The organism is Candidatus Limnocylindria bacterium (assembly GCA_036523395.1).
Lineage (GTDB): Bacteria > Chloroflexota > Limnocylindria > P2-11E > P2-11E > CF-39.
Genome location: DATDEH010000050.1, coordinates 1 through 20,009, shown reverse-complemented (window position 1 = coordinate 20,009; position 20,009 = coordinate 1). Strand labels below are relative to the sequence as shown.

General features: G+C 68.4%; 26 protein-coding genes and 1 tRNA gene. 4 read left to right on the top strand and 23 right to left on the bottom strand.

Annotated features, from left to right (window positions below):
- From VI056_06705 to VI056_06695, 3 genes are all read right to left on the bottom strand, one after another.
- The coding region (locus VI056_06705) for a hypothetical protein (protein ID HEY6202716.1) at positions 1-253 on the bottom strand (253 nt) is incomplete at its 3' end.
- A 143-nt stretch (positions 254-396) separates the two neighbouring features.
- A complete protein-coding gene (locus tag VI056_06700) occupies positions 397-1,593 on the bottom strand; it encodes a CaiB/BaiF CoA-transferase family protein (GenBank protein HEY6202715.1) in 1,197 nt (398 codons plus the stop codon).
- Complete coding sequence (locus VI056_06695; GenBank protein HEY6202714.1) at positions 1,590-1,787, bottom strand: hypothetical protein; 198 nt, start codon at positions 1,785-1,787, stop codon at positions 1,590-1,592. The genes VI056_06700 and VI056_06695 overlap by 4 nt, the downstream gene beginning before the upstream one ends.
- A gap of 134 nt (positions 1,788-1,921) precedes the next feature.
- Here VI056_06695 and VI056_06690 point away from each other — a divergent pair, with 134 nt between their 5' ends.
- Entirely contained in the window at positions 1,922-2,587 is a 666-nt protein-coding gene (locus VI056_06690; GenBank protein HEY6202713.1) for an LON peptidase substrate-binding domain-containing protein, read from the top strand.
- Here VI056_06690 and VI056_06685 read toward each other — a convergent pair.
- The 3 genes from VI056_06685 to VI056_06675 are packed head-to-tail and all read right to left on the bottom strand — an operon-like array spanning position 2,584 to position 5,653.
- Complete coding sequence (locus VI056_06685) at positions 2,584-4,158, bottom strand: amidohydrolase (GenBank protein ID HEY6202712.1); 1,575 nt, start codon at positions 4,156-4,158, stop codon at positions 2,584-2,586. The genes VI056_06690 and VI056_06685 overlap by 4 nt on opposite strands.
- Positions 4,155-4,784: a protein-L-isoaspartate(D-aspartate) O-methyltransferase gene (locus VI056_06680; protein HEY6202711.1), complete on the bottom strand. Its 630-nt coding sequence runs from the start codon at positions 4,782-4,784 to the stop codon at positions 4,155-4,157. The genes VI056_06685 and VI056_06680 overlap by 4 nt, the downstream gene beginning before the upstream one ends.
- 23 nt (positions 4,785-4,807) lie before the next feature.
- A complete protein-coding gene (locus VI056_06675) occupies positions 4,808-5,653 on the bottom strand; it encodes a sulfurtransferase (GenBank protein HEY6202710.1) in 846 nt (281 codons plus the stop codon).
- A 191-nt stretch (positions 5,654-5,844) separates the two neighbouring features.
- Between VI056_06675 and VI056_06670 the strand changes: the two genes are divergently transcribed.
- Positions 5,845-6,294: a hypothetical protein gene (locus tag VI056_06670; protein ID HEY6202709.1), complete on the top strand. Its 450-nt coding sequence runs from the start codon at positions 5,845-5,847 to the stop codon at positions 6,292-6,294.
- Positions 6,295-6,310: 16 nt separating this feature from the next.
- On the opposite strand, the gene VI056_06665 is transcribed toward VI056_06670, so the two are convergent.
- A complete protein-coding gene (locus VI056_06665) occupies positions 6,311-6,814 on the bottom strand; it encodes a redoxin domain-containing protein (protein HEY6202708.1) in 504 nt (167 codons plus the stop codon).
- A gap of 19 nt (positions 6,815-6,833) precedes the next feature.
- Here VI056_06665 and VI056_06660 point away from each other — a divergent pair, with 19 nt between their 5' ends.
- The gene (locus VI056_06660) at positions 6,834-7,040 is read left to right on the top strand and encodes a hypothetical protein (protein HEY6202707.1); all 207 of its coding nucleotides are present in this window, start codon (positions 6,834-6,836) and stop codon (positions 7,038-7,040) included.
- On the opposite strand, the gene VI056_06655 is transcribed toward VI056_06660, so the two are convergent.
- The 3 genes from VI056_06655 to VI056_06645 all read right to left on the bottom strand — a co-directional run bounded on the left by VI056_06655 (position 7,041) and on the right by VI056_06645 (position 9,843).
- Positions 7,041-8,714 (bottom strand): CAP domain-containing protein, encoded by a 1,674-nt coding sequence (locus VI056_06655; GenBank protein HEY6202706.1) that lies wholly within the window; start codon positions 8,712-8,714, stop codon positions 7,041-7,043. It abuts the gene before it with no gap.
- Positions 8,715-8,926: 212 nt separating this feature from the next.
- Positions 8,927-9,151, bottom strand: a complete 225-nt coding sequence (locus VI056_06650) for a helix-turn-helix domain-containing protein (GenBank protein ID HEY6202705.1) — start codon at positions 9,149-9,151, stop codon at positions 8,927-8,929.
- A gap of 32 nt (positions 9,152-9,183) precedes the next feature.
- Positions 9,184-9,843, bottom strand: coding sequence for a uracil-DNA glycosylase family protein (locus VI056_06645; protein HEY6202704.1), 660 nt, complete (start codon positions 9,841-9,843; stop codon positions 9,184-9,186).
- A 22-nt stretch (positions 9,844-9,865) separates the two neighbouring features.
- Here VI056_06645 and VI056_06640 point away from each other — a divergent pair.
- Positions 9,866-9,939, top strand: a tRNA-Pro gene (locus tag VI056_06640).
- 21 nt (positions 9,940-9,960) lie between these two features.
- Here VI056_06640 and VI056_06635 read toward each other — a convergent pair.
- From VI056_06635 to VI056_06575, 13 genes are all read right to left on the bottom strand, one after another.
- On the bottom strand, positions 9,961-10,221 hold the full coding sequence (locus VI056_06635) for a Fe(2+)-trafficking protein (protein HEY6202703.1): 261 nt from the start codon (positions 10,219-10,221) through the stop codon (positions 9,961-9,963).
- Between the two features lie 2 nt (positions 10,222-10,223).
- A complete protein-coding gene (sodX, locus tag VI056_06630; protein HEY6202702.1) occupies positions 10,224-10,547 on the bottom strand; it encodes a nickel-type superoxide dismutase maturation protease in 324 nt (107 codons plus the stop codon).
- Entirely contained in the window at positions 10,544-10,957 is a 414-nt protein-coding gene (gene sodN, locus VI056_06625) for a superoxide dismutase, Ni (GenBank protein ID HEY6202701.1), read from the bottom strand. The genes sodX and sodN overlap by 4 nt, the downstream gene beginning before the upstream one ends.
- 68 nt (positions 10,958-11,025) lie before the next feature.
- Positions 11,026-12,540 (bottom strand): hypothetical protein, encoded by a 1,515-nt coding sequence (locus VI056_06620; GenBank protein ID HEY6202700.1) that lies wholly within the window; start codon positions 12,538-12,540, stop codon positions 11,026-11,028.
- A 13-nt stretch (positions 12,541-12,553) separates the two neighbouring features.
- Positions 12,554-13,633, bottom strand: coding sequence for an NAD(P)H-dependent glycerol-3-phosphate dehydrogenase (locus VI056_06615; GenBank protein ID HEY6202699.1), 1,080 nt, complete (start codon positions 13,631-13,633; stop codon positions 12,554-12,556).
- The gene (plsY, locus tag VI056_06610; protein ID HEY6202698.1) at positions 13,630-14,274 is read right to left on the bottom strand and encodes a glycerol-3-phosphate 1-O-acyltransferase PlsY; all 645 of its coding nucleotides are present in this window, start codon (positions 14,272-14,274) and stop codon (positions 13,630-13,632) included. Before plsY ends, VI056_06615 begins: the two co-directional genes overlap by 4 nt.
- Positions 14,271-15,584 (bottom strand): ribosome biogenesis GTPase Der, encoded by a 1,314-nt coding sequence (gene der, locus VI056_06605; GenBank protein HEY6202697.1) that lies wholly within the window; start codon positions 15,582-15,584, stop codon positions 14,271-14,273. Before der ends, plsY begins: the two co-directional genes overlap by 4 nt.
- Before the next feature lie 5 nt (positions 15,585-15,589).
- Positions 15,590-16,438, bottom strand: coding sequence for a 4-hydroxy-3-methylbut-2-enyl diphosphate reductase (ispH, locus tag VI056_06600; protein ID HEY6202696.1), 849 nt, complete (start codon positions 16,436-16,438; stop codon positions 15,590-15,592).
- Between the two features lie 11 nt (positions 16,439-16,449).
- Complete coding sequence (locus VI056_06595; GenBank protein ID HEY6202695.1) at positions 16,450-17,109, bottom strand: lysophospholipid acyltransferase family protein; 660 nt, start codon at positions 17,107-17,109, stop codon at positions 16,450-16,452.
- The gene (gene cmk, locus VI056_06590) at positions 17,106-17,795 is read right to left on the bottom strand and encodes a (d)CMP kinase (protein HEY6202694.1); all 690 of its coding nucleotides are present in this window, start codon (positions 17,793-17,795) and stop codon (positions 17,106-17,108) included. Before cmk ends, VI056_06595 begins: the two co-directional genes overlap by 4 nt.
- Positions 17,792-18,793, bottom strand: a complete 1,002-nt coding sequence (locus VI056_06585; protein HEY6202693.1) for a pseudouridine synthase — start codon at positions 18,791-18,793, stop codon at positions 17,792-17,794. Before VI056_06585 ends, cmk begins: the two co-directional genes overlap by 4 nt.
- Complete coding sequence (gene scpB, locus VI056_06580) at positions 18,790-19,344, bottom strand: SMC-Scp complex subunit ScpB (protein ID HEY6202692.1); 555 nt, start codon at positions 19,342-19,344, stop codon at positions 18,790-18,792. Before scpB ends, VI056_06585 begins: the two co-directional genes overlap by 4 nt.
- Positions 19,341-20,009: ScpA family protein (locus tag VI056_06575; GenBank protein ID HEY6202691.1), on the bottom strand; the 669-nt coding region annotated here is incomplete at its 5' end. The genes scpB and VI056_06575, both read right to left, overlap by 4 nt.

The window sequence follows — 20,009 nt, the reverse complement described above, 5'->3', positions numbered from 1 at the left end:
GCTGTCCGTAGAGGATGAGCGCGGTGCCGGCCGCGAGCTCGATCGCGTCCAGTGCGACGAACATCGGGTCCGTCGAGTAATGCGTGAACGTGAGCCACCATATCCCGGTGCCGATCGCGGCCGTCAGCGCGTCGACGCCGTGCTCGGGATCGACCTTGCGCCGCAGCGTGTCGAGCAGCGTGAAGTGACGGTACGTCTGCCAGAGTCCGTACAAGGGGACGAAGATGGAAAGCGCGTGCGCGAGCGGCGACATGCTCGCCTCTCCCGTCTCGCGTTTGAGCTCAGCCCACGACAGCCCGAACCAGATCGGTATGTACGCGCCGAGCGAGCAGACCGTGAGGACGCCGACGAGCCACAGCGGCCGTCGCCTCGGCTGCTGAGCTGGCTCCGGGCTGCTCAGACCGCGCCGTCGCGCCGGAGTGCCGCGATCTCCTCCTTCGCGTAGCCGAGCTCCCGCAGGATCTCGTCGGTGTGCTCGCCGAGCTCGGGTGGGTGACGCCGGACCGACGGTGGCGTTCCGGAAAGGCGAACCGGGATGCCCGGAGCGCGCACGCGGCCAGCAGTGGGGTGGTCGACCTCCGCGATCAATCCAAGATGCCGCACGACCGGATCCGCGAACACTTCATCAAGCGCGTTGATCGGACCGACCGGGACGTTCGCTTCGCGCATCCGTCGAACGACCTCCGCCTTCGTGAGGGTCTTCACGCGTCGTTCGATGATGGGGACGATCTCCCGGCGATGCGCGACGCGCTTCGGATTGTCGGTGAAGCGCTCGTCTTCCAGCAGCTCCTCCAGATCGAGGGCGCGACAGAAGCGCTCGAACAGCGCGTTGTTGGCGACGCCGACGTTCACGTGCCCATCGCTCGCCTTGAACGTTTGATACGGAACGATCGAGGCGTGCACGTTGCCCTCGGGCCGTGGGACCGTGCCGTCGGCGAAGAAGCGCGCGGCCTGGCGCGAGAGCAGCGCGACCTGCCCGCCGATCATCGTCGCGTCGATGACCTGCCCCTCGCCGGTCCGCTCGCGCGCATGCAGGGCGGCAGCGATCGCGAACGCCGCGAACATGCCCGCGACGATGTCGGCCTGAGGAACGCCGACCATCACCGGATCGCTGCCCGGCTCGCCGGTGAGGCTCATGATCCCGCCCATCCCCTGAACGATGAGGTCGTACGCGGGCCACGCGCGGCCCGGGCCGTCCTGGCCGAAGCCACTGATATGGCAAAGGATCGCGCGCGGATTGATGGCGCGCACGCGTTCATCCGGAAAGCCCAGGCGCGCGAGCGTGCCTGGACTGAAGTTCTCGACGACGACATCGCATTTCTCGATGAGGCGTTCGAGGACGCGCCTCCCGTCTGGGTTCTTCAGGTCGACTGTGACGCTGCGCTTGTTGCGATTGATCGAGAGGTAGTACGCGGAGACACCTTTGATGCTCGGCGGAGTCCATTCACGCGTCTCGTCGCCGGTCCCCGGCATCTCGACCTTGATGACGTCGGCGCCGTGGTCGCCGAGCATGAGCGTGCAGTACGGTCCCGCGAGCGCGCGAGTGAGATCGAGGACGCGTATCCCGTCTAGCGCGCCGGCAGGTGGCGTCATCGTGGCACGACCGCGATCGCGCGCGCGGTGATCCGGCGCGCCTCGTCATCGAGGACGTCGTCCAGGAGACGCAGCGTCTCGGAGCACAGGCGGCACGCGGCGAGCGCCTGCGCGAAGGCGCCACCGCCGTTCAGTCCCAATGCGGCGCGGTGTTCTCGCGACCACGCGATGCCGGCCGTGTCCCAGACCTTCATGTATTAGTCGTTCTCGGTGCGGACGAGCACACCGCGAGCGACTCCGAAAGCACGGGTGCATCGTCCGGCGAGGGCGATGGCGGCGTGCAGCGCCGATCCCGCCGTTGTCACGGGCGGAGAGTACCGTTGCGACGATGGCGGAGTTGCTTCCGCTCTTTCCGCTGACCACGGTGCTGTTCCCCGAGATGCTGCTGCCGCTGCACATCTTCGAGCCGCGTTACCGCCTGCTGGTGCGGCGCTGCATGGACCAGGATCGTCCGTTCGGGGTCGTGCTGATCCGGTCGGGACAGGATGTCGGCGGGATAGCGGAGCCGCGTGCGGTCGGGACCGAGGCGAAGATCATGGCCTACTCGCCGCTCTCGGACGGTCGCTCGTACATCGTCGTCCGCGGCGGCCGCCGCTTCGCGATCGAGCAGTCGATCCCTGACACCGAGCCCTACCTCGTCGGCCGCGTTCGTTACCTCGTCGAGGACGAGGGCAACGGGCTGCAGGATCGTGCCGCGCTCGCGATCGAGGCGTACGGGCAGTATCTCGTCGCGGTGATGGCGGTCACCGACGACGCGCGTGGCGACCGCGCCATCGTGGACGAGCTCGCGACCGTGGCGCCGCGCGAGGCGGCGTACCGGATCGCCGCCAGCCTGGCCGTTGACGCTTCCGAACGGCAACGGCTGCTCGAGCTACCGAACGACGCCGCGCGCCTCGAGGCGGAGAAGAACCTCCTGGAGCGCGAGACGATGCTCCTTCGCGACCTGCTGGTGCGGCTGCGGGCGCACGGCGAAGGGCGCGTGACGCTGAACTAGCCGAGTCCGTCCGCGTAGCGCACCGTGCCATCCGTCACCGTCGCGCGCACACGCGCCTCGAGCAGCTCGTCTTCGGAGCAGCGCGCGAGGTCGCGGTCGACGACCGTCGCGTCGCAGCGCATCCCGACGCGCAGGGTTCCCGCGAAGCGCTCGCTGTTCATCGCGTACGCGGGACCTGCTGCGTATCCCGCCAGCGCCTCGTCGAGCGTGAGGCGCTGCTCCGGACGCCATGCGTCGTCGTCCTGCGGGCGTCGCCGCGTCACCGCGGCGTGGATCCCCAGCAGCGGGTCGATGGGTTCGACCGGAGCATCCGATCCGAACGCAAGTACGGCACCGGTGCGCCGGAGCGTGCGCCACGGGTACGCACGCCCGACGCGCGACGCGCCCCAGTAACGATCGGCCAGGTCGCGGTCGCTCGTCGCGTGGATCGGCTGCATCGATGCGACGATCCCGAGCGCGCCGAAGCGTGCGAGGTCGTCCGCGCGCACGAGCTGCACGTGCTCGATCTTCTGGCGCAGCTGTGGCGCGGTGGATCGCGTCGGCTCGATCGCGTCGAGCGCGACGTGCACCGCGCGGTCGCCGATGGCATGGATCGCGACGGCGATCCCCGCGACCGCCGCGAGGCCGACGTCCCGTGCGAGCTGCCCCGGCTCGATCGTGAGGATGCCGCGGTCGCGTGAGCCCTCATACGGCTCCTCGAGCGCCGCGGTCTGAGAGCCGAGCGCGCCGTCGGTGAAGATCTTGAGGTGGCCGGTGCGAAGCCACTCGTCGCCTTTGCCGGTGCGCATGCCGTGCTCCAGCGCGTCAGCGAGCCGTGCGTGCGGGATACCCATGTGCACCCGGAGCGCGAGCTCGCCCGCGTCGCGCATGCGCGCGAGCACGGCCACGGGCGAGCGTCCCATGAATTGGTCGAGGTCCTCGAGGCCAGTGATGCCGCGCCGCCAGGCTTCGTTCTGCCCGCGCCGCGCGTCGGCCAGCATCTCGTCGTCAGTTGGCGGCGGGATGACCGCATCGGCGATCCCGTTCGCGTTCTCCTGCAGCACGCCGGTCGCCTCGCCGCGGTCATCGCGAAAGATCGCGCCGCCGTCGGGGACAGCGGTGTCCCGCGTGATGCCAGCGCGCGCGATCGCGGCGCTGTTGAGCCAACGCGAGTGGCCGTCGCGGCTCCGCAGCACCGCAGGATGGCCGGCCGTCACGCCGTCGAGATCGACCGCGGTCGGCCAGCGACCCCAGTTGTTCTTGTCGAAGCGGCCACCGAGCACCCAGGCGCCCTCCGGCAGGCCGCGCACGTACGTCGCGATCCGGTCGAGGGCCGCGTCCAGCGCCGTCGTGTTCGCGATGTCGAGCCGTGCCATCTGCTGCGCCCACCAGACGAAGTGGACGTGCGCGTCGAACCAACCGGGGACCATCAGCCCGCCGCGGAGATCCACGACCTCCGCGCCACCGGCCTCGCGGCGTACCTCATCGCGCCGGCCGACCGCGGCGACGCGGCCGTCACGCGCGAGGAGCGCCTCCGCGCTGGTGCCATCGCCGACATGGATGCGACCGCCATCGAAGACGACGCCGCTCATCCCCTGAATCCCGCCTCGCCGCGAAGCGGGACGAATTTCACAGCTCCGTGGCGCTGCTCGTGGCCACGCGCGTCGCGCACGACGAGCTCCTGAAGATCGAGATCGCCCACCGGCGCGACGATGCGACCATCGGCCGTGAGCTGTTGCGCGAGTGCCGGGTCGATCCCTGGCGTCGCCGCCGTGATGAGGATGCGGTCGTACGGCGCCTCGGGCGGATAGCCAAGGGATGCATCGGCGTGGATGACGCGAACATTCGCGTAGCCGAGGCGAACGAGACGATCGCGTGCGGCGTCGGCGAGCGACGCGTGGCGCTCGATCGATATCACCTCTCGCACCAGCTCGGCGAGGACCGCGGCCTGATACCCCGAGCCCGTGCCGACCTCGAGGATGCAGTGCTCGGCCTCGGTCGCGAGCAGCTCGGTCATGCGCGCGACGACGTACGGCTGCGAGATCGTTTGTCCCTCGCCGATCGCGAGCGCGTGGTCGCCGTAGGCCACGTCGCGGTCGGCCGGAGAAACGAACTCCTCCCGCGGCACGCGCGCCATGGCCTCGAGAACGCTGCGATCGCGGATGCCGAACCGCTCGAGCAGCCGCAGCATCTCGGCTCGCCGGCGTACCGTCTCCACCGGCACATGATGCTGCGAGGCTGCTAGCCCTTCTCGATCGGCACTCCGATGAGGCTGCCCCACTCCGTCCACGAGCCGTCGTAGTTGCGGACGCGCTCGTGACCGAGCAGATAGCGCAGCACGAACCAGGTATGGGCGCTGCGCTCGCCGATGCGGCAGTACGCGATGGTCTCCGTCCCGCGGCTCAGGCCCTTGCCCTCATAGATCGTCTTCAGCTCGTCCGCGGTCTTGAAGCGTCCATCTTCAGCGACCGCCGTCGCCCACGGGACGTTCTGCGCGCCGGGGATGTGACCGCCGCGCTGCGCACCTTCCTGCGGAAGGGCCTCCGGTGCGAGGAGCTCACCCGAGTACTCCTTCGGCGATCTCACGTCGATGATCTTCGTGCCGTTGCCCGTCACTTTCTCGAGCACGTAATCGCGGAGCGCGCGGATCGAGGCATCCGGGCCTTGCGCGCGGTATTCGCTGCGCGGGAAGGACGGCTTCTCGGTGACGAGCGGCCTGCCCTCCGCGACCCACTTCGCGCGGCCTCCGTTGACCAGGCGCACGTCCTTATGGCCGTAGTACTTCAGCAGCCAGAGGAACCAGGCGGCGAACCAGTTGTTGTTGTCGCCGAAGACCGCGATGGTGGTGTCCTTCGTGACGCCGTTCTTCGAGAGGAACTCCTCGAGCTGCTTCTTGTCGAGCAGATCGCGGACGGGGTGCTGCTGCAGATCGGTCTTCCAGTTCACGCCGATCGCGCCCGCCGCGTGGCCCTGGTCGTACGACGATGTGTCGACGTCGACCTCGAAGACGCGGACGTCCGGATCCTTGGCGTGCTGCGCGAGCCAGTCGGTCTCGACGAGCGTCTCGGGATGCGCGTATGGGGTCATGGCCACACCTCCACGGAATTCGTTCTCAGGTCAGGCGGACGGGCGTCCGCGGCCGCTGACGCGGCCTAGAGACAGGAGCTGAAGAGGTCGCGAGGTCTCACGATCTTCACGGTCTAACAGCGCCGCAATGAGCGGACAAGCCGGAGTGTGCGATGCGCACGTCGAGCACTCGTGGCTATCGTATCGGCGACATGCTGGACTTCGAGCAGCTCGCGTTCATCGAGAAGTGGCGGCAGAAGGCCTCGCGCGGGATCGTCGTGGTCCTCGACGGAACGCGCGGAGACATCATCGTGACCCTGCGTGTCGGCGAGGGTCCGGCGCGCATGGACCTGCGCGGACAGGACGCGACGGGCGCGGTGCGCAAGCACCGTCTTTCGATCGGAGATCGGGTGACGATGGCCATCGAGTACACGGCGAAGGACGTTCAGCCGGTCGCGAGTGCGATGAAGCCGGGCGCGGTCATCGCACCGGGCACGACCGTCAGTGGCACCGTGCGCGAGACGGGCGAGATCGCGGTGGTCGACTGCGGTGTGGATGTGCTGGTCCGGGGCGACACGCTTCCCGGCGTGTCCGACGGGGACCAGGTCTCGTTCACGATCGCGTCAGAGGGAAAGGCCTACCTCATACCCACGCGCGGCTGACCGAAGCGTCGCCGTCCTAGTCGCACTTCTCCAGCGCCTCCGCGATCTCCTCTTCGTCCGGGACCTCACGCAGCTGATGCACGTCGATGTAACGGACGATGCCCGCGGCGTCGACGACGATGATCGCGCGCTCGGGTCTTCCGACCTCGGCGTTGAACACGCCGTAAGCCTGGGTCACCTTCCCGTGCGGCCAGAAGTCGCTGCACAGCGGGTACTTCGTGCCGCCAAGAGACTCCGCCCAGGCCTTGAGCGTGTACACGCTGTCGCATGAGATGCCCATGACCTGGGCACTGCCGCCGGCGAAACGCTCCTGAAGAGCGTTGAGCGCAGGCGCTTCGCTGTTTCAGGTGTTGGTGAACGCGAACGCGAAGAACGCGAGCACCACACGCCGTCCGCGCAGCTTCGAGAGCGTGACCTCGCTTCCGTCGTGCGCGCGGAGCGTGAAGTCAGGTGCGCCGTCGCCGACCTTCAGCGTTGTGGTCTCGGTCGCGAGCTTGTTGCGACCCTTCGGCGCGGCCATCGACCTAGACTAGCCGCACATGGCCCTCACCGATTCCCGTCGCCGCATCGAGGTCGACCGCCATGCATTCCTCGACTACCAGGTGAGCTGTCCGTACTGCGGCGCGAAGGTCGGACCCCGTTCGGTCACGCGCGAGCACCTCGATGTGCCACCGAATCCGCCTTACGCCGCCACAGTGAAATGCCCGAAATGCGGTGAGACCTTCGAGGTGGTGTTCCGCGGCTAGTTAGGGGACCACGGTCACGTAGAGGAAAACGCCTTGGTCCTCCATCCATGTGACGGCATCGATGACGGGACGCAGGTTGATCGCGTAGACGCCCGGTGTCATCGGCGCGCGGACCTGGAACACGAAAGTCCCCACGCCTCCTGGAGGAACGTTCGCCTCGCTCTGGAACGCGACACGGTTGGCGGAGGGCCACCCGACCCCGAGGCCGGCCCACGTCTCGTTGTCACGGTTCACGCCGAGTCGCGCCTCCTGGCCGAGCAGTCCCTTCGTCCACGTCTGGCTGCCGGTATTGATGAAGCTGATCTGCAGCTGACCGCTGACCTGGCCCGCTCGCAGCGTCGGATACGGCGACTGCGTGAGCCAGCGGCTGTGATAGTTCACCGTCGTCATGACCGGCACGGTGACGCCCTGGTCCTCGAGCCAGGCGACGCCATCGACCACCGGTCGCAGCGGGATGTTCACGAGACCCGCGGAGAACGGCGCCTTGATGGCGAAGGTGAACGAAGCGATCCCGCCCGGCGCGACCGAGGGCTCGTTCTGCACCGCGACGCGGTTCGCGGATGGCCAGCCGACGTTCATTCCGAGGGCGCTGAAGGTCGTGTTGTCGCCGCTTATGCCGAGCGCGACCTGACTTCCGGCCACGCCCTTCTGCCACGTCTTCGTCCCAGAGTTGCGGAACAGCAGGCTCACACTCTGCGTGGTCGCCGGCTGGAGCGCCGGCACGGCGGTCTGGGACATCCAGGCCGAGTGCAACCCGTTGTCAGCCGCCGGGGGCGGCGTCGAGCCACCACCGCCACTGCTGCCACCACCGCCGACGATCGTTGAGCCGGTGCTGAAGTCCCACTCGTTGGTCAGCCACGTGCCGCCTACCGTGATATCGAACCGCACGTGATAGGTCGTGTTCGCCGCCAGCGGACTCTGCGGGATGATGACCTGGTAGTCGTACTCGAACTGCTGCGGTGCGTAGTAGATCGGAAGGCGCACACCGCCGGGGGCGACGACCTCGGCGCCACGCATCACGACGTTCTGCCCACCGGAGTAGACGACCATGATCGGGTAGCCGACCGGTCGCGTTGCTCCCGCGGGAAGCGGACTCGGTGATTCGTTCCCGCTCCACGACGTCGGGATGTTCGTCTGGTCATGCGCGGGAGAGCGCACGAAATCGACGGACCGGATGCCGAAGTCGTAGGTGATGTCGCCGACGGTCGTGTTGCGACCGTTCAGCGTCGAGAAGCCCCAACCCATCGTCGCAGCACTTGGGTGCATGATCCCGAGCCGGTGATAGGGGGCGTCCCAGAGCTGACGCACGCCTGCGACCCCACTTGAGCCGCCGGTCGCAACTTCGCTCACGAACGTGGTCGAGAGTCCCATCGCCGCCACGCGATCGCGCGCGGAATAGCCGGTGTAGTACGGCAGGCCCACCGTCTCGAAGTGACCGCTCTGGCCGTTGGCCGAGCTGTAGTTGGCGTGGTTCTGCGCCGCCGCGACGACCCGTGAATCCGGGGTGAGTGTGGGCGCCCCGATCGCGTAGCGCAGCTGGTTGGCGAGCAACATCATGTCGTCCGACACCGCAGCCGCAGCTGGCGCAGGCGGCGCGCCCACGACGCTCGACAGGGCAAGCGTCAGGCAGACGAGGAGAGTGCGCACCCAGCGCACGAGAGCTGACCCGTTCATCCCGCTCTATTGAACGAGACCGAGACAAAAGTCGTTATGAGAAACCAGTCCCAGGACCATTGACCATGAACGCTTGGGTAGGGCGCCGCCCGCCCGCGGCGCCTCACCTCAACAGGGCGGAACTACTTCTTCTTCGCCTTCTTTGCCTTCTTGGCCTTCTTCTTCGCCGGCATTTGGGTTCACCTCCTTCCCACTTTGCTTGGCCAGCGGCCCTAAAAGAGCCGCCGCTGCCTGCCCGCCAGACGACCCGTCTGGCTGGAGCGAGCGAGCCATTCCTCGAACTCTTTGCGGGGGATCCGCCAGATCCGGCCGACGCGCACCGCTGGGATGCGGGTCGGATCGGGGTCATCCACCGCGCCGAGTCGGCGCAGGATCGTGGTGGGGTGGACGCGGAGACGCCGCGCCACTTCGTCCGTGGTCAGAAACTCGTCGTCCACTGCGGCTCCTGCGCTGGGGTGTTGAGTGAGCGTCACGTGCTTCGATGCATTCTCGCTGCGCTGCCTGCATTGTCAAGTCTCCGGACGGCCCGCCGCACGACCGCCAGCGCCCGGGCGAGACGTTTACGGTTCTCAGGGTCGTTGAGCCAGCGCGACGCACCGCTCGGGTGCGGCAGCGGGATCAGCACACGCTCGCCGTCGAGGCGAGTCTTTCCAACGACCTCGCGGAGCGGCGCCTTGCCCCAGAACCGCTCGATCGCGAGCGTGCCGACGAGCAGCACGACGCGGGGCCGTACCACTGCGAGCTCCGCATCGAGCCAGGGCGAGCACAGCGCGATCTCCGGCGGCGACGGACGTCGATCCCCCGCTCCACTCGCGGCCTTCCCGGGAAAGCATTTCGTGATCGCCGTCCGATAGGGCAGCTGCGCCTCATCGACTCCAGCAGCGGCGAGCCATCGGCGCAGCTCAGCGCCGGCGCGTCCCGAGAACGGGAGACCCGTTGTGAGCTCTACGGCACCTGGTGCCTGGCCGACGATCATCACGCGATCGCTCGCACTGCCCGCGACGATCGGGAATGCGGACGGAAGATAGCCGGCGTCGACGCACTTGGTGCATGCGCGGATGCGTGCATGAAGACGCGCGAGGGCACGCTGTCTTGGATCCGCCCTTGTGCGGCGATCGCGCGCGCTCATCGCACTAGACTGTGATTTCGCACGGGGTGTAGCGCAGCCTGGTAGCGCAACAGTCTGGGGGACTGTAGGTCCCGGGTTCAAATCCCGGCACCCCGACCGCAAGCGGCCGACGCGAGATCACGATGCGGGCGGGATGCGCTCCCCTTCGGCTGGCACGAGACCGAGGAAATCGCGTGTGAACTCGTAGAGCTTCTCGCGGTCCTCGCGCAGCGCGGGTCTCAGACCGTAGTGGTTGATGACGCGGATCTGCTGGGCCAGCCACTCCGACCAGCACTCCGCGCACACCCGCTGCTCGATCTCGTCGCCGATCGTTCCCGGCAGGACCCGGCCCGCGCTCGCTCGCGTTTCGCCGCAGCGCGCGCACGTCACGTCGGCCACGCCTAGCTCCGCACGCGGCCCGCGCGTCCGAGGGGCGCATAGCGAAAGGCCGCGCGGCCGACGACGTCCGCGATCGGGATGTCGCCGAAGTAGCGGCTATCGGTCGAATGATCGCGACGGTCCCCCATGACCGTGACCTCGCCATCGCCCACCGCCGCGACGCGCTTCAGCAGGAGATGCGTCGCGTCGCGCGGGTCGCGCACCACGACGACCTCACCGACCCGCGGCTGCCGGCGCGGCGGGAGAACGAGAAGCCGGTCCCCTTCCCGCAGCGCCGGCTCCATGCTGTGGCCGGCGACGGCCACACGCCAAGGACCGCGTCTCATTTCTTCGTCGCGTAGAACATGTCGCTTATCTCTTTCACCGCGGCCTGCAGCTCGGCGGCCGCCGCGGCGTCGACGTTCTGCTTGTTCTTCGAGCAGAGCTTCGCGGCCTTCCAGAACGTGTCGTGCAGCTTCGGGAACTTCTCGAGGTGCTCCGGCTTGAAGTAGTCGCTCCAGAGGATCTCGAGCTCCTTCTTGCAGATCTGCGCGTGCTCTTCCTTCACCAGGGTCATGCGCACGAAGTTGCCGCGCGTCGTGGCGTCCGTCGCAGTGGGCTGCAGGGCGCTGATCTTCTCGACCATCTTCGCGACGGTGTCCGCGGCGATCTTCGCGGGCGTCGGGTCGTAGATCCCACATGGGATGTCGCAATGGGCATAGACAACAACGGGGGGCTTCAACAGGCGACCGAACACAGACGACTCCTTGGACGTATGGAGAGCTGCCCAGCCCGCGTGGGCGGGCGCACCTCCACTCTACGCCGTTAGGGCGCGACGTCCTCGAGCACGATGTCGATGTCGACGGCACCGGTCGCGTCGATCTCCATCTCGCGGCCGATGAGGTTGCCGGGGTAACGCGGAGGGAATACATCGACGTGGTACCTCCCGGGCGGCACGACGACCTCGAACGCGCCCGTCCCGTCGGTCGCGCCGGCGGCCTCGACGAAGCGAGGGTCGCCGAAGTTGATCGTCGCGCTGACCGCGGGTATGCCGCGCCTGTCCTTTACGGTGCCCTTCACGATCACGCCGCGCCGCAGGACGAGATCGACCGTCGTATCGCTCGTCCCGAGTGGCACCGCGTCCGCCTCGACCCAGTTGTGCTTCCCGTTCCAGTACTCGGCGATATAGCCGGTCCCATGCGGCGGGATGACGCTGACGACGTACGTCGGCCCGGCGCGGGTCGTCACCGCGTAGGAGCCATCGAAGCCGCTCGGTCGGCAGATCCGACCCGTCGGGAACGGTGTATCCACGCAGACGAATGCATCGGGCACCGCATCGCCGGACTCGTTGCGCACGCGACCGCGGATCTGGGGACCGCTCGGCAGGCTCATGTCGAGCGTCGCGTCGGATGAGAGATCGAAGGGCGTCGCATCGACGCCTCCCAGCACGCGGTCGTACCAGAGTCCGACGGCCCTGACGCGGTCCGGCGGGAGCGACCAGACCCAGTACTCGCCGGGAACGCGAAGCGCCGAATAGGCGCCGTGCTTGTCGGTCCGTTCGCATTGCCAACCAACAGGAGCGGCGAGCGTGCTCAGGCAGACCTGGGCGTCCTCGATCGTCGCACCACCGACGCGAACGGTTCCGCGCAGTACCACGCCCGGCGAGAGCGCGAAGTCGATGTCCGCGACGTCGCTCGTGCGTGCATCGAGCACGACGGTGTTGTCCTCGAACGCCGAGCCGCCCACCCACTGCGGCACGAGCTTCGCGCCAGGTGGGCCCTCGGCGTCGACGCGATACAGGTCAGCGCGTGTCTCGATGGCGTACTTGCCGTCCGCTCCGGTGCGCGCGCAGACGACGTCAGGTCGCGTGACCGGATGCGCGCAGGCCTGCGCGCGCGCCACGGGGCCGCCCTGACCGGTGCGAACGATCCCACTGAGACGGATGCGCGCCGGCAGTCCGACCCAGACCGCGGTGTCGGCGCCGGTGACGTCGACCACGCGCGTGTCGCGCATCCAGCGCGTCGGTTCTGGCCCATCGACGCGGAGGAGGTAGGTCGTCGGTGCGAGCGTGAACGCGGCCGTCCCGTCCTTTGCCGCCTCGACGCAGCGCTCCTCGCCTCGCGGCGTTGCCGCACAGACGCGCGCTCCCGCGAGCGGCGGCCCGCTCGCGCCAAGATCGGTAAGGGAGGTCACGAGGACGCGCAGGGTCAGCTGGGACGGGGCCGTCGCGCTTGGCGCCGGTGTAGGCGTCGTCGCCTGTGACGCGATGCAGGCGGAGAGCACCAGCGGGAGGAGCCGAATGAGCGCGGCGCCCTCGCGGCGTAGTCGAGCGAGCGTCACGCGCGTCTAACGCTCAGCGCGATGAAGGGGAACGTGCTGTGCTGTCGCCCTGCCGAGCGGCCGCGGTGCTGGCGATGATGCGCGAGATCTCCGCGAGCGGACCCGCGACCTCGTCGCCACGCTCCCGCTGCATCAGGTCGCGCATCGCCTGCCGGATGGGCTTGCCCTCGGAGAGCACCAGATGCGTCTGCTCGGTGATCGGCATGATCACGTTCGCCTCCCGCGCGGCGCGATACGTCGCCTCGGCGGTCGTGACGCCTTCCGCGACCTGGCCCCCGAGCCGCTCGCGGATCTGAGCGAACCCGAGACCCTTCGCGAGCTGCTCCCCTACCGTGCGGTTCCGCGAGTGCTTGCTCATGCAGGTCACGACGAGGTCGCCCACCCCGGCGAGGCCGGCGACCGTGAGCGGATTCGCGCCTTTCGCGAATGAGAACCGCGCGATCTCGGCCAGACCCCGCGTGATGAACCCGGCCTTCGCGTTGTCGCCGTAGCCCATGCCGTCGATCGCACCGGCTCCGAGAGCGACGATGTTCTTGAGCGCGCCCGATAGCTCGACGCCGACGACGTCGACGTCGGTGTAGGCGCGGAACATCGGCGTGCCGACGAGTTCCTGGAAGTGCTTCGCGGTCGCGGCCGCCACAGATGCGATCACTGTTGCCGCGGGAAGCCCGGCCGCGATCTCGCGACTGATGTTGGGACCGGAGAGCACCGCGACGCGCTCGCGGCCGACGACCTCGGCCCACAGCTCGCTCATGCGCTGCCCGCTCTCGGCGAGCCCTTTCGTCGCTGACAGCAGCCGGTGCTCGGACCGGAGGGATGCGCCGATACGCTCGCGCAGCGCCGCGACGCCGATGCTCGGCGCGGCGACGATGAGGTCCTCTGCGGTCAGCGCGCGCTCGATGTCCGCCGTGACCTCGACGCGGTCGGGCACACGGATCCCGGGGAGGTAGCGACGGTTCTCGCGCTGCGCCGCGATCTCGCGCGCCTGCTCGGCGTCGCGCGTCCACAGGACGACGTCGCGCTGGCCGTCGCGCGCGAGGATGGTCGCGAGCGTCGTTCCCCACGAACCCGCCTGTAGGACCGCGACCGTCATGGACGCGCGCCGATGCGGGGCTCCGCGCCGCGCAGGATCCGCTGGATGTTCGCGAGGTGTCGCACGTACACGATGCTGCCCCCTACCACGATGAACGCGAGTGTCGCCCAGCTGAAGGACAGCCAGCCGGTCCAGGTGAAAAGGAGGTACCCCAAAAGTGCACCGATGACCGAAGCGAGGGACCCGACCGAGACCATGCGCGTGACGGCGAGGCCGATCGCGAAGAACGCGACGGCGCTGGCCCACGCCGGCGTCGCGACGAAGAGCAGCGCACCGAAGCCCGTCGCCACGCCTCGACCGCCTCGACCTTGCAGGAGGGGAGGCCAGCAATGGCCCGCGACGGCGCCGACCGCCGCGAGCGCCTCCGCGATGTGGCGCGCATCTCCGTCGACCGAGAACAGCAGCTGCGCGAACAGCACGGCGAGCGCGCCCTTGAGGATGTCGAACACCGCGACGAGCAGGCCGGCACCGCGTCCGAGCGTGCGGAACGTGTTCGTCGCGCCGGTCGAGCCTGACCCGACGGTCCGCAGATCGACATTGCGATAGATCTTGCCGACGAGGTAACCGCTCGAGATGGAACCGATGCCGTAGCCGACGAGCGCGACGATCACCAGCCCGAGGAGCGTGGCGGGATCGCTCATTCGAACGAAGCCTTGAATTCGAGCTTGATCGGCGTGCCTGGGAACCCGAAGCGCTCGCGGATGCGGTTCTCGAGATAACGCGCGTAGGTGAAGTGCACGCCTTCAGGTGGATCAACGAAGAACACGAACGTCGGCGCCTTACCGCGCGCCTGGGTCACATGGCGGAAGCGGACCTCTTTACCGCGATGCGGTGACGGCGGATGCGCGGCGATCGCCTCGGTGAGCAGCTTGTGCAGGTCCGATGTCGGAATTCGTTTCTTCCGCTCATCGACGATCATGAGGGCGTCCTCGAGCGTCGCTTCCACGTTTCGACCGGTCTTCGCGGAGACGAAATGGTGCCGCATCCACGGCGCGAAGTGGAACTCACGCGCGACCTCGGCTTCGACCTGTGCGGTCATGTCCTCGCCACGGTCTACCACGTCCCACTTGTTGACGGCCAGCACCAGGCCGACCGCGGCCTCGAGGGCGTATCCCGCGATGTGCGTGTCCTGCGCCGCTACGCCCTCGGTCCCATCGGTGAGGAGGATCGCGACATCCGCGCGCTCGAGCGCGTGCGCGGTCCGCAGCAGCGCGTAGTGCTCGATCCCCTGCTCGATGCGCCCGCGACGCCGGATGCCGGCCGTATCGACGAGCACGAGCCGCCGGCCACGGAACTCCATCGCCGTGTCGAGGCTGTCTCGTGTCGTGCCGGGGATCTCGCTGACCACGGCGCGCTCGCTCCCGACCAGCGTGTTCAGGAAGCTCGACTTGCCGACGTTGGGCCGCCCCACGATCGCGATGTGCGCGTCGGTCGACAGCTCCTCTTCCTGCTCCGCGGGAAGGCGTTCGACGACCGCGTCGAGCAGATCGCCCGTCCCGTGACCCTGGATCGCCGAGACCGGGAACGGATCGCCGAGACCCAGCTCGTAGAACTCGGCGGCCTGCGCTTCACCGCGCCAGGAGTCCGCCTTGTTCGCGACGAGGATCACCGGCTTACGACTCCGTCGAAGCTGATCGGCGACGTCGTGCTCGACCGGGAGGATGCCGGACTGCGCGTCGACGACGAAGAGGACCACGTCCGCTTCCGCGATCGCGGCCTCGGCCTGACGCCGTACGGCCGCTTCCATCTCACCCGCCCGTGGATCGTCGAGGCCACCCGTGTCGATCAGCGAGAACTCGCGCCCGCGCCATTCGGCGGTCGCGTAAACGCGATCGCGTGTGGTGCCTGGAAGATCCTCGACGATCGCGACGCGCTCGCCCACGATGCGGTTGAAGAGTGTCGACTTCCCAACGTTGGGCCTGCCGACAACGGCAACGACGGCGCGGGACACGCGAGTTAGGCCGGGACCGCTTCCGCGAGCTCCTCGGCGCGCTCCTTGACCTCAAGAAGCGTGTCCATAGGCGTCGAGCAACCACCGATGAGACCCACGCGCTCCTGATCGCGCAGCCACTCGGGTTGCAGCTCGTTCGCGTTCTCGATGTGGTACGCGGTGCGACCCTGCATCCTCGCGAGGTTCACGAGCTCTCGCGTGTTCGCGGAGTTCTTTCCGCCGACGACGATGATCGTCTTCACCTGTTCCGCGAGCTCGCTGGCCGCCACCTGGCGCTTCACCGTGACCGGGCAGACCGTGTTGTACACCTTCGTCTCCTGCGCGATCTCCGAGACGTGCGCGACGAGCTCTTTGAAGGCCCACGGCGGCTGTGTTGACTGGGAGACGACGCCGGCACGCTTCATCTTCGGAAGCTTCGACCACTCTTCCGTCGTCTCGACCACCACGTAGTCGTCGCCCGCGAAGCCCTTCAGTCCGATGACCTCGGGGTGGTCGGGTGTCCCCAGGATGATCACTTTGTAGCCCTCGTCCGCGAGCTGCTTCGTGAAGCGCTGCGCGCGAAGAACGAGCGAGCACGTCGCGTCGATGCACTCAAGGCCGCGGTCCTCGATCTGCTTTCGGACCTCCGGCGGGACACCGTGCGCGCGGATGACGACGATGCCGTCCGACGCGTCGGCGGGGTCCTTGATGACCTTGACCCCGCGCGCGGCGAGCCGTTCGCTGATCTTGGGGTTGTGGACGACCTGGCCGAGGTTGTGAACGGTCTTGCCGGTCTCGGCGGCGGCCTCGGTCAGCTCGACCGCCTTCTTGACGCCGAAACAGAACCCGTTCTCGCGTGCGAGCAGCACTTCCATTGGTATCGATTCTAGGGGTACGCACCGCGCATTTCGGGGGGCAACTGGGATGCGATGCGTCTCATCACGGCATCGGTCACCGCTTGCTCGTCGCGACGTTCCTCTGCGGTGAGATCGGCAACGTGAAAGGGTCGTCCCACGCGTAAGACGGCGTGCCCGCCGACCATGAGACGGAGGAGCGACTGCTTGGTCCCGATCATCGCGATCGGTACCAACGGCACGTTCCCAGCGCGCGTCGCGAGGAATCCAACACCTGGCTTGCCCCGCAGGAGCGCGCCGGTCTCGCTCCGGTGACCCTCCGGGAAGAACCCGAGGATCTGACCGCCCGCGAGCACCTTCAGCGCAGTGACGAGAGCGCGCCGGTCACCCTCACCCCGTCGCACCGGGAACGCGCCTGTGGCGCGAACGATGTACCCGAGGAGCGGATAGCCGAATGCCTGGATCTTCGCCATGTAGCGCACCGATCGATCGAGGTTGATCGAGATGAGCGGCGGGTCCTTCCAGTTGATGTGGTTCGACACGATGATGTAGGGCCCGCTCTTCGGAAGGTTGTCGCGGCCCTCGACGCGGACATGGACGAGTGCTTGGACGATCGTGCGGATCGGCGGGAACAGGAGATTCCACAGCCAGAGACGCTCGACCGGCCACTCCGGTGCGCTGTCGGAGATCACGCCGCCGGCGCCGGACGCGTCACGATCGCGAGGACCTGGTCCAGAGCCTGACCGACGGACAGCCCATCCGTCTGCACGACAACGGCGTCGTCCGCCGTGCGCAGCGGTGCGACCTTCCGCTCGCTGTCCATGCGATCGCGCCGGAGGATCTCCTGCAGCAGCTCCTGTCTTGGGAGCACCTGACCGCGGGAGCGCAGCTCTTCCTCGCGTCGCTTCGCACGCTCGGCCGCGGACGCGGTGAGGAAGATCTTGCAATCGGCATCGGGCAACACGACGGTACCGATGTCGCGTCCGACCATGACGACGCGACCGCGTCGCGCGAGCTCGCGCTGCTGCTCGAGCATGGCCTCGCGCACGGCCGGCACTCGCGCCACCTGCGAGACGATGCGGTCGACCTCGGGTGAGCGGATGTCCCACGTGACATCGGCGCCATCGAGGAGGACGGTGTAGGCGCGCCCATCGCGCACAGTCGGTGGGCCGATCGTGATGCGCGACTCGCGTGCGATCTGCGCGAGGCGCTCCGCGTCGTCGGGATCCACGCCCTTCCGTTGGGCCGCGAGCGCGATCGCGCGATACATGCCGCCGGTATCGAGGAAGACGTACCCGAGTCGTTCAGCGACAAGCGCTCCGATCGTGCTCTTGCCGGCGCCGGCGGGTCCGTCGATCGCGATCGTCCGAGGCGTCATCGTGACCCTCGTCGCGGCGCCGCGCGCCCTGCCGCAGTTCGCGTCGACCGTCGACGTGGTTCGAATCGCGCCGCGGGTCCTGCCGCGGCTCGGGGTCCTCGCCGCGTCACCCGCTGCGCTCCCGCACGCACGCTTTCCACTGGCCCAACCCGCGGTCGAATCACGGGCGCTCGGCGCGTCATCGGTTGCGCGACCGTTCGCGGCTCTCGCCGCGGGAGCACTGGCGCGGCGCCCCGACCGTTCGCCAACACCCGTCGTGCGACCACCTGCGCCGTCTCCTCCTTCGGCTGCGCGGTCGGCGCCGTCATCGCGTCGATCTCTCGCTTTGTGAGGTCGCGGAAGTCGCCCGGTCTGAGCTTTCCCAGCTCGAGCGGACCCATACGGACACGCACGAGACGAGCCACTTTCAGTCCCACGGCGATGCACATGCGGCGCACCTGCCGTTTCCATCCGGTGAGCAGCACCAGCGAGAGTCGCGAGCGACCGCGCGAGCGCGAACGCACCGAAACGCGGACGGCGCGCGCGATGCCCTCCTCGAGTGGGATCCCGCGCTGAAGGCGCGCGAGCGCCTCATCGGTGAGGTCACCTTCGACCCAGAGGTCGTACTCGCGCTCGTGGCCGTAACGCGGATGCAGGACGCGCTCGGCCCAGGTGCCGTCGTTCGTCAGGAGCAACAAACCCTCCGAGTCGGTATCGAGCCGGCCGACCGGATAGAGACGCTCGCGAGCAGCGATGTGGTCGACGACGGTCCGCCGGCCGTGCTCGTCCTGCGCGGTCGAAACGATCCCGACAGGTTTGTTCAACAGGACGTAGCGGTGCGGGGCTGGCGCGGCGATGAGCCGGCCATCGACCTCGATGTGCGCATCTTCGGCCACGCGTGTCCCAAGCGTCGTGATGAGATCGCCGTTCACGCGAACGCGACCCTCAGTGATCATCTCCTCGGCTGCGCGACGCGAGGCGACGCCGCGCTCGGCCATCACCTTCTGCAAACGGATCACGCCGAGCCGTCCCCTACCGCGTCGCGCTCGCCGAGGCCCGGGATCGCGCCCTCGGGCGTGAGTGCGCGCGGCAGCTCATCGAGGCTGGACAGACCGAAGCACTCGAGGAACTCCCAGGTCGTTCCGTAGAGGATCGGCCGACCCGGAGCCTCGCGGCGCCCGCGCTCCTCGATGAGTCGCCGCTGCATCAGCGTGTAGATCGTCTGATCGCAGTTGACGCCGCGGATCGATTCGACGTCGGCACGCGTGACCGGCTGGCGGTACGCGATGATCGCGAGCGTTTCGAGCGACGCGGGCGAGACACGCAGGCGATCCGCACCGAGATATGCGGCGACGTGCGCTGCGTGCTCGGGCGCTGTCACGAGCTGCCAATCGTCCCCATCGTGCGCGAGCCGCAGGCCGGTGCCCTGGTACGACGCGGCGAGCTCCGCGAGCGCGGTCTCGACCTGCTTCGGCGTCGCGCCGACGACGCGCGCGAGCTCCGCCCGGGACACGGGCTTCTCGGCCACGAAGAGCACGCTCTCGACCGCGTTCGCCAGTCCTGATCTCATGCCGCCTGCTTTCTCCTGATAAGGATGTCCGCGAAGAGCTCGCTCTGCTCGAGGTCGATGACGCTGCGCCGGTACAGGTCGAGCAGCGCGATGAACGTTACGACAGCCCATCCGAGGGTGGGCTCGCTGCTGAGCAGCTCGGTGAATGTCACTTGCTCGCGCTCGGCGATGATGGCCTCGATCTCGGCGGTGCGCTCCTCCACCGAGTAGCGCTCCCCCGGGGCGACGAGGCCCTCCTCGCGTGGTCGCGACGCGAGCGCGAGCACCTTCGACCACGCGGCCGCGAGCGCGAGGACCTCGCCGCCACGCGGGGGCAGGTCGGGCGTTCCGCCTTCGCGATGGAACCCGCGCTCGCCGCTGCGCAGACGGTCGCCGAGCGCGCCGGCGCGCTCCCGCACGACGGCGTACTCGAGCAGGCGTGCGCGCAGATCCTCCTCGCTCTCGCCCTCGTCGGTCTCCGCGAGCGGCAGGAGCGACGGCAACAGGCTGCGCGCCTTGAGCAGGACGAGGCGCGAGGCCAGCGCGAGGAACGCGGACACCTCTTCCGCGGGGAGCGCATCGAGCGCACGTATGCGCGCGAGGTACGCGTCGGCGAGCTCGCCGAGACGCACAGTCAGAATGTCGAGCTTCTTCTCCTCGACCAGCTCGAGCAGCAGATCGAGCGG

What these genes read in the sequence shown, in the direction of transcription:
- VI056_06700 (HEY6202715.1), bottom strand. Translation starts at nt 1,593, where the DNA reads ATGACGCCACCTGCCGGCGCGCTAGACGGGATACGCGTCCTCGATCTC.
- VI056_06695 (HEY6202714.1), bottom strand. Translation starts at nt 1,787, where the DNA reads ATGAAGGTCTGGGACACGGCCGGCATCGCGTGGTCGCGAGAACACCGC.
- VI056_06690 (HEY6202713.1), top strand. Translation starts at nt 1,922, where the DNA reads ATGGCGGAGTTGCTTCCGCTCTTTCCGCTGACCACGGTGCTGTTCCCC.
- VI056_06685 (HEY6202712.1), bottom strand. Translation starts at nt 4,158, where the DNA reads ATGAGCGGCGTCGTCTTCGATGGCGGTCGCATCCATGTCGGCGATGGC.
- VI056_06675 (HEY6202710.1), bottom strand. Translation starts at nt 5,653, where the DNA reads ATGACCCCATACGCGCATCCCGAGACGCTCGTCGAGACCGACTGGCTC.
- VI056_06670 (HEY6202709.1), top strand. Translation starts at nt 5,845, where the DNA reads ATGCTGGACTTCGAGCAGCTCGCGTTCATCGAGAAGTGGCGGCAGAAG.
- VI056_06660 (HEY6202707.1), top strand. Translation starts at nt 6,834, where the DNA reads ATGGCCCTCACCGATTCCCGTCGCCGCATCGAGGTCGACCGCCATGCA.
- VI056_06655 (HEY6202706.1), bottom strand. Translation starts at nt 8,714, where the DNA reads ATGAACGGGTCAGCTCTCGTGCGCTGGGTGCGCACTCTCCTCGTCTGC.
- VI056_06645 (HEY6202704.1), bottom strand. Translation starts at nt 9,843, where the DNA reads ATGAGCGCGCGCGATCGCCGCACAAGGGCGGATCCAAGACAGCGTGCC.
- sodX (HEY6202702.1), bottom strand. Translation starts at nt 10,547, where the DNA reads ATGAGACGCGGTCCTTGGCGTGTGGCCGTCGCCGGCCACAGCATGGAG.
- VI056_06615 (HEY6202699.1), bottom strand. Translation starts at nt 13,633, where the DNA reads ATGACGGTCGCGGTCCTACAGGCGGGTTCGTGGGGAACGACGCTCGCG.
- plsY (HEY6202698.1), bottom strand. Translation starts at nt 14,274, where the DNA reads ATGAGCGATCCCGCCACGCTCCTCGGGCTGGTGATCGTCGCGCTCGTC.
- ispH (HEY6202696.1), bottom strand. Translation starts at nt 16,438, where the DNA reads ATGGAAGTGCTGCTCGCACGCGAGAACGGGTTCTGTTTCGGCGTCAAG.
- cmk (HEY6202694.1), bottom strand. Translation starts at nt 17,795, where the DNA reads ATGACGCCTCGGACGATCGCGATCGACGGACCCGCCGGCGCCGGCAAG.
- scpB (HEY6202692.1), bottom strand. Translation starts at nt 19,344, where the DNA reads ATGAGATCAGGACTGGCGAACGCGGTCGAGAGCGTGCTCTTCGTGGCC.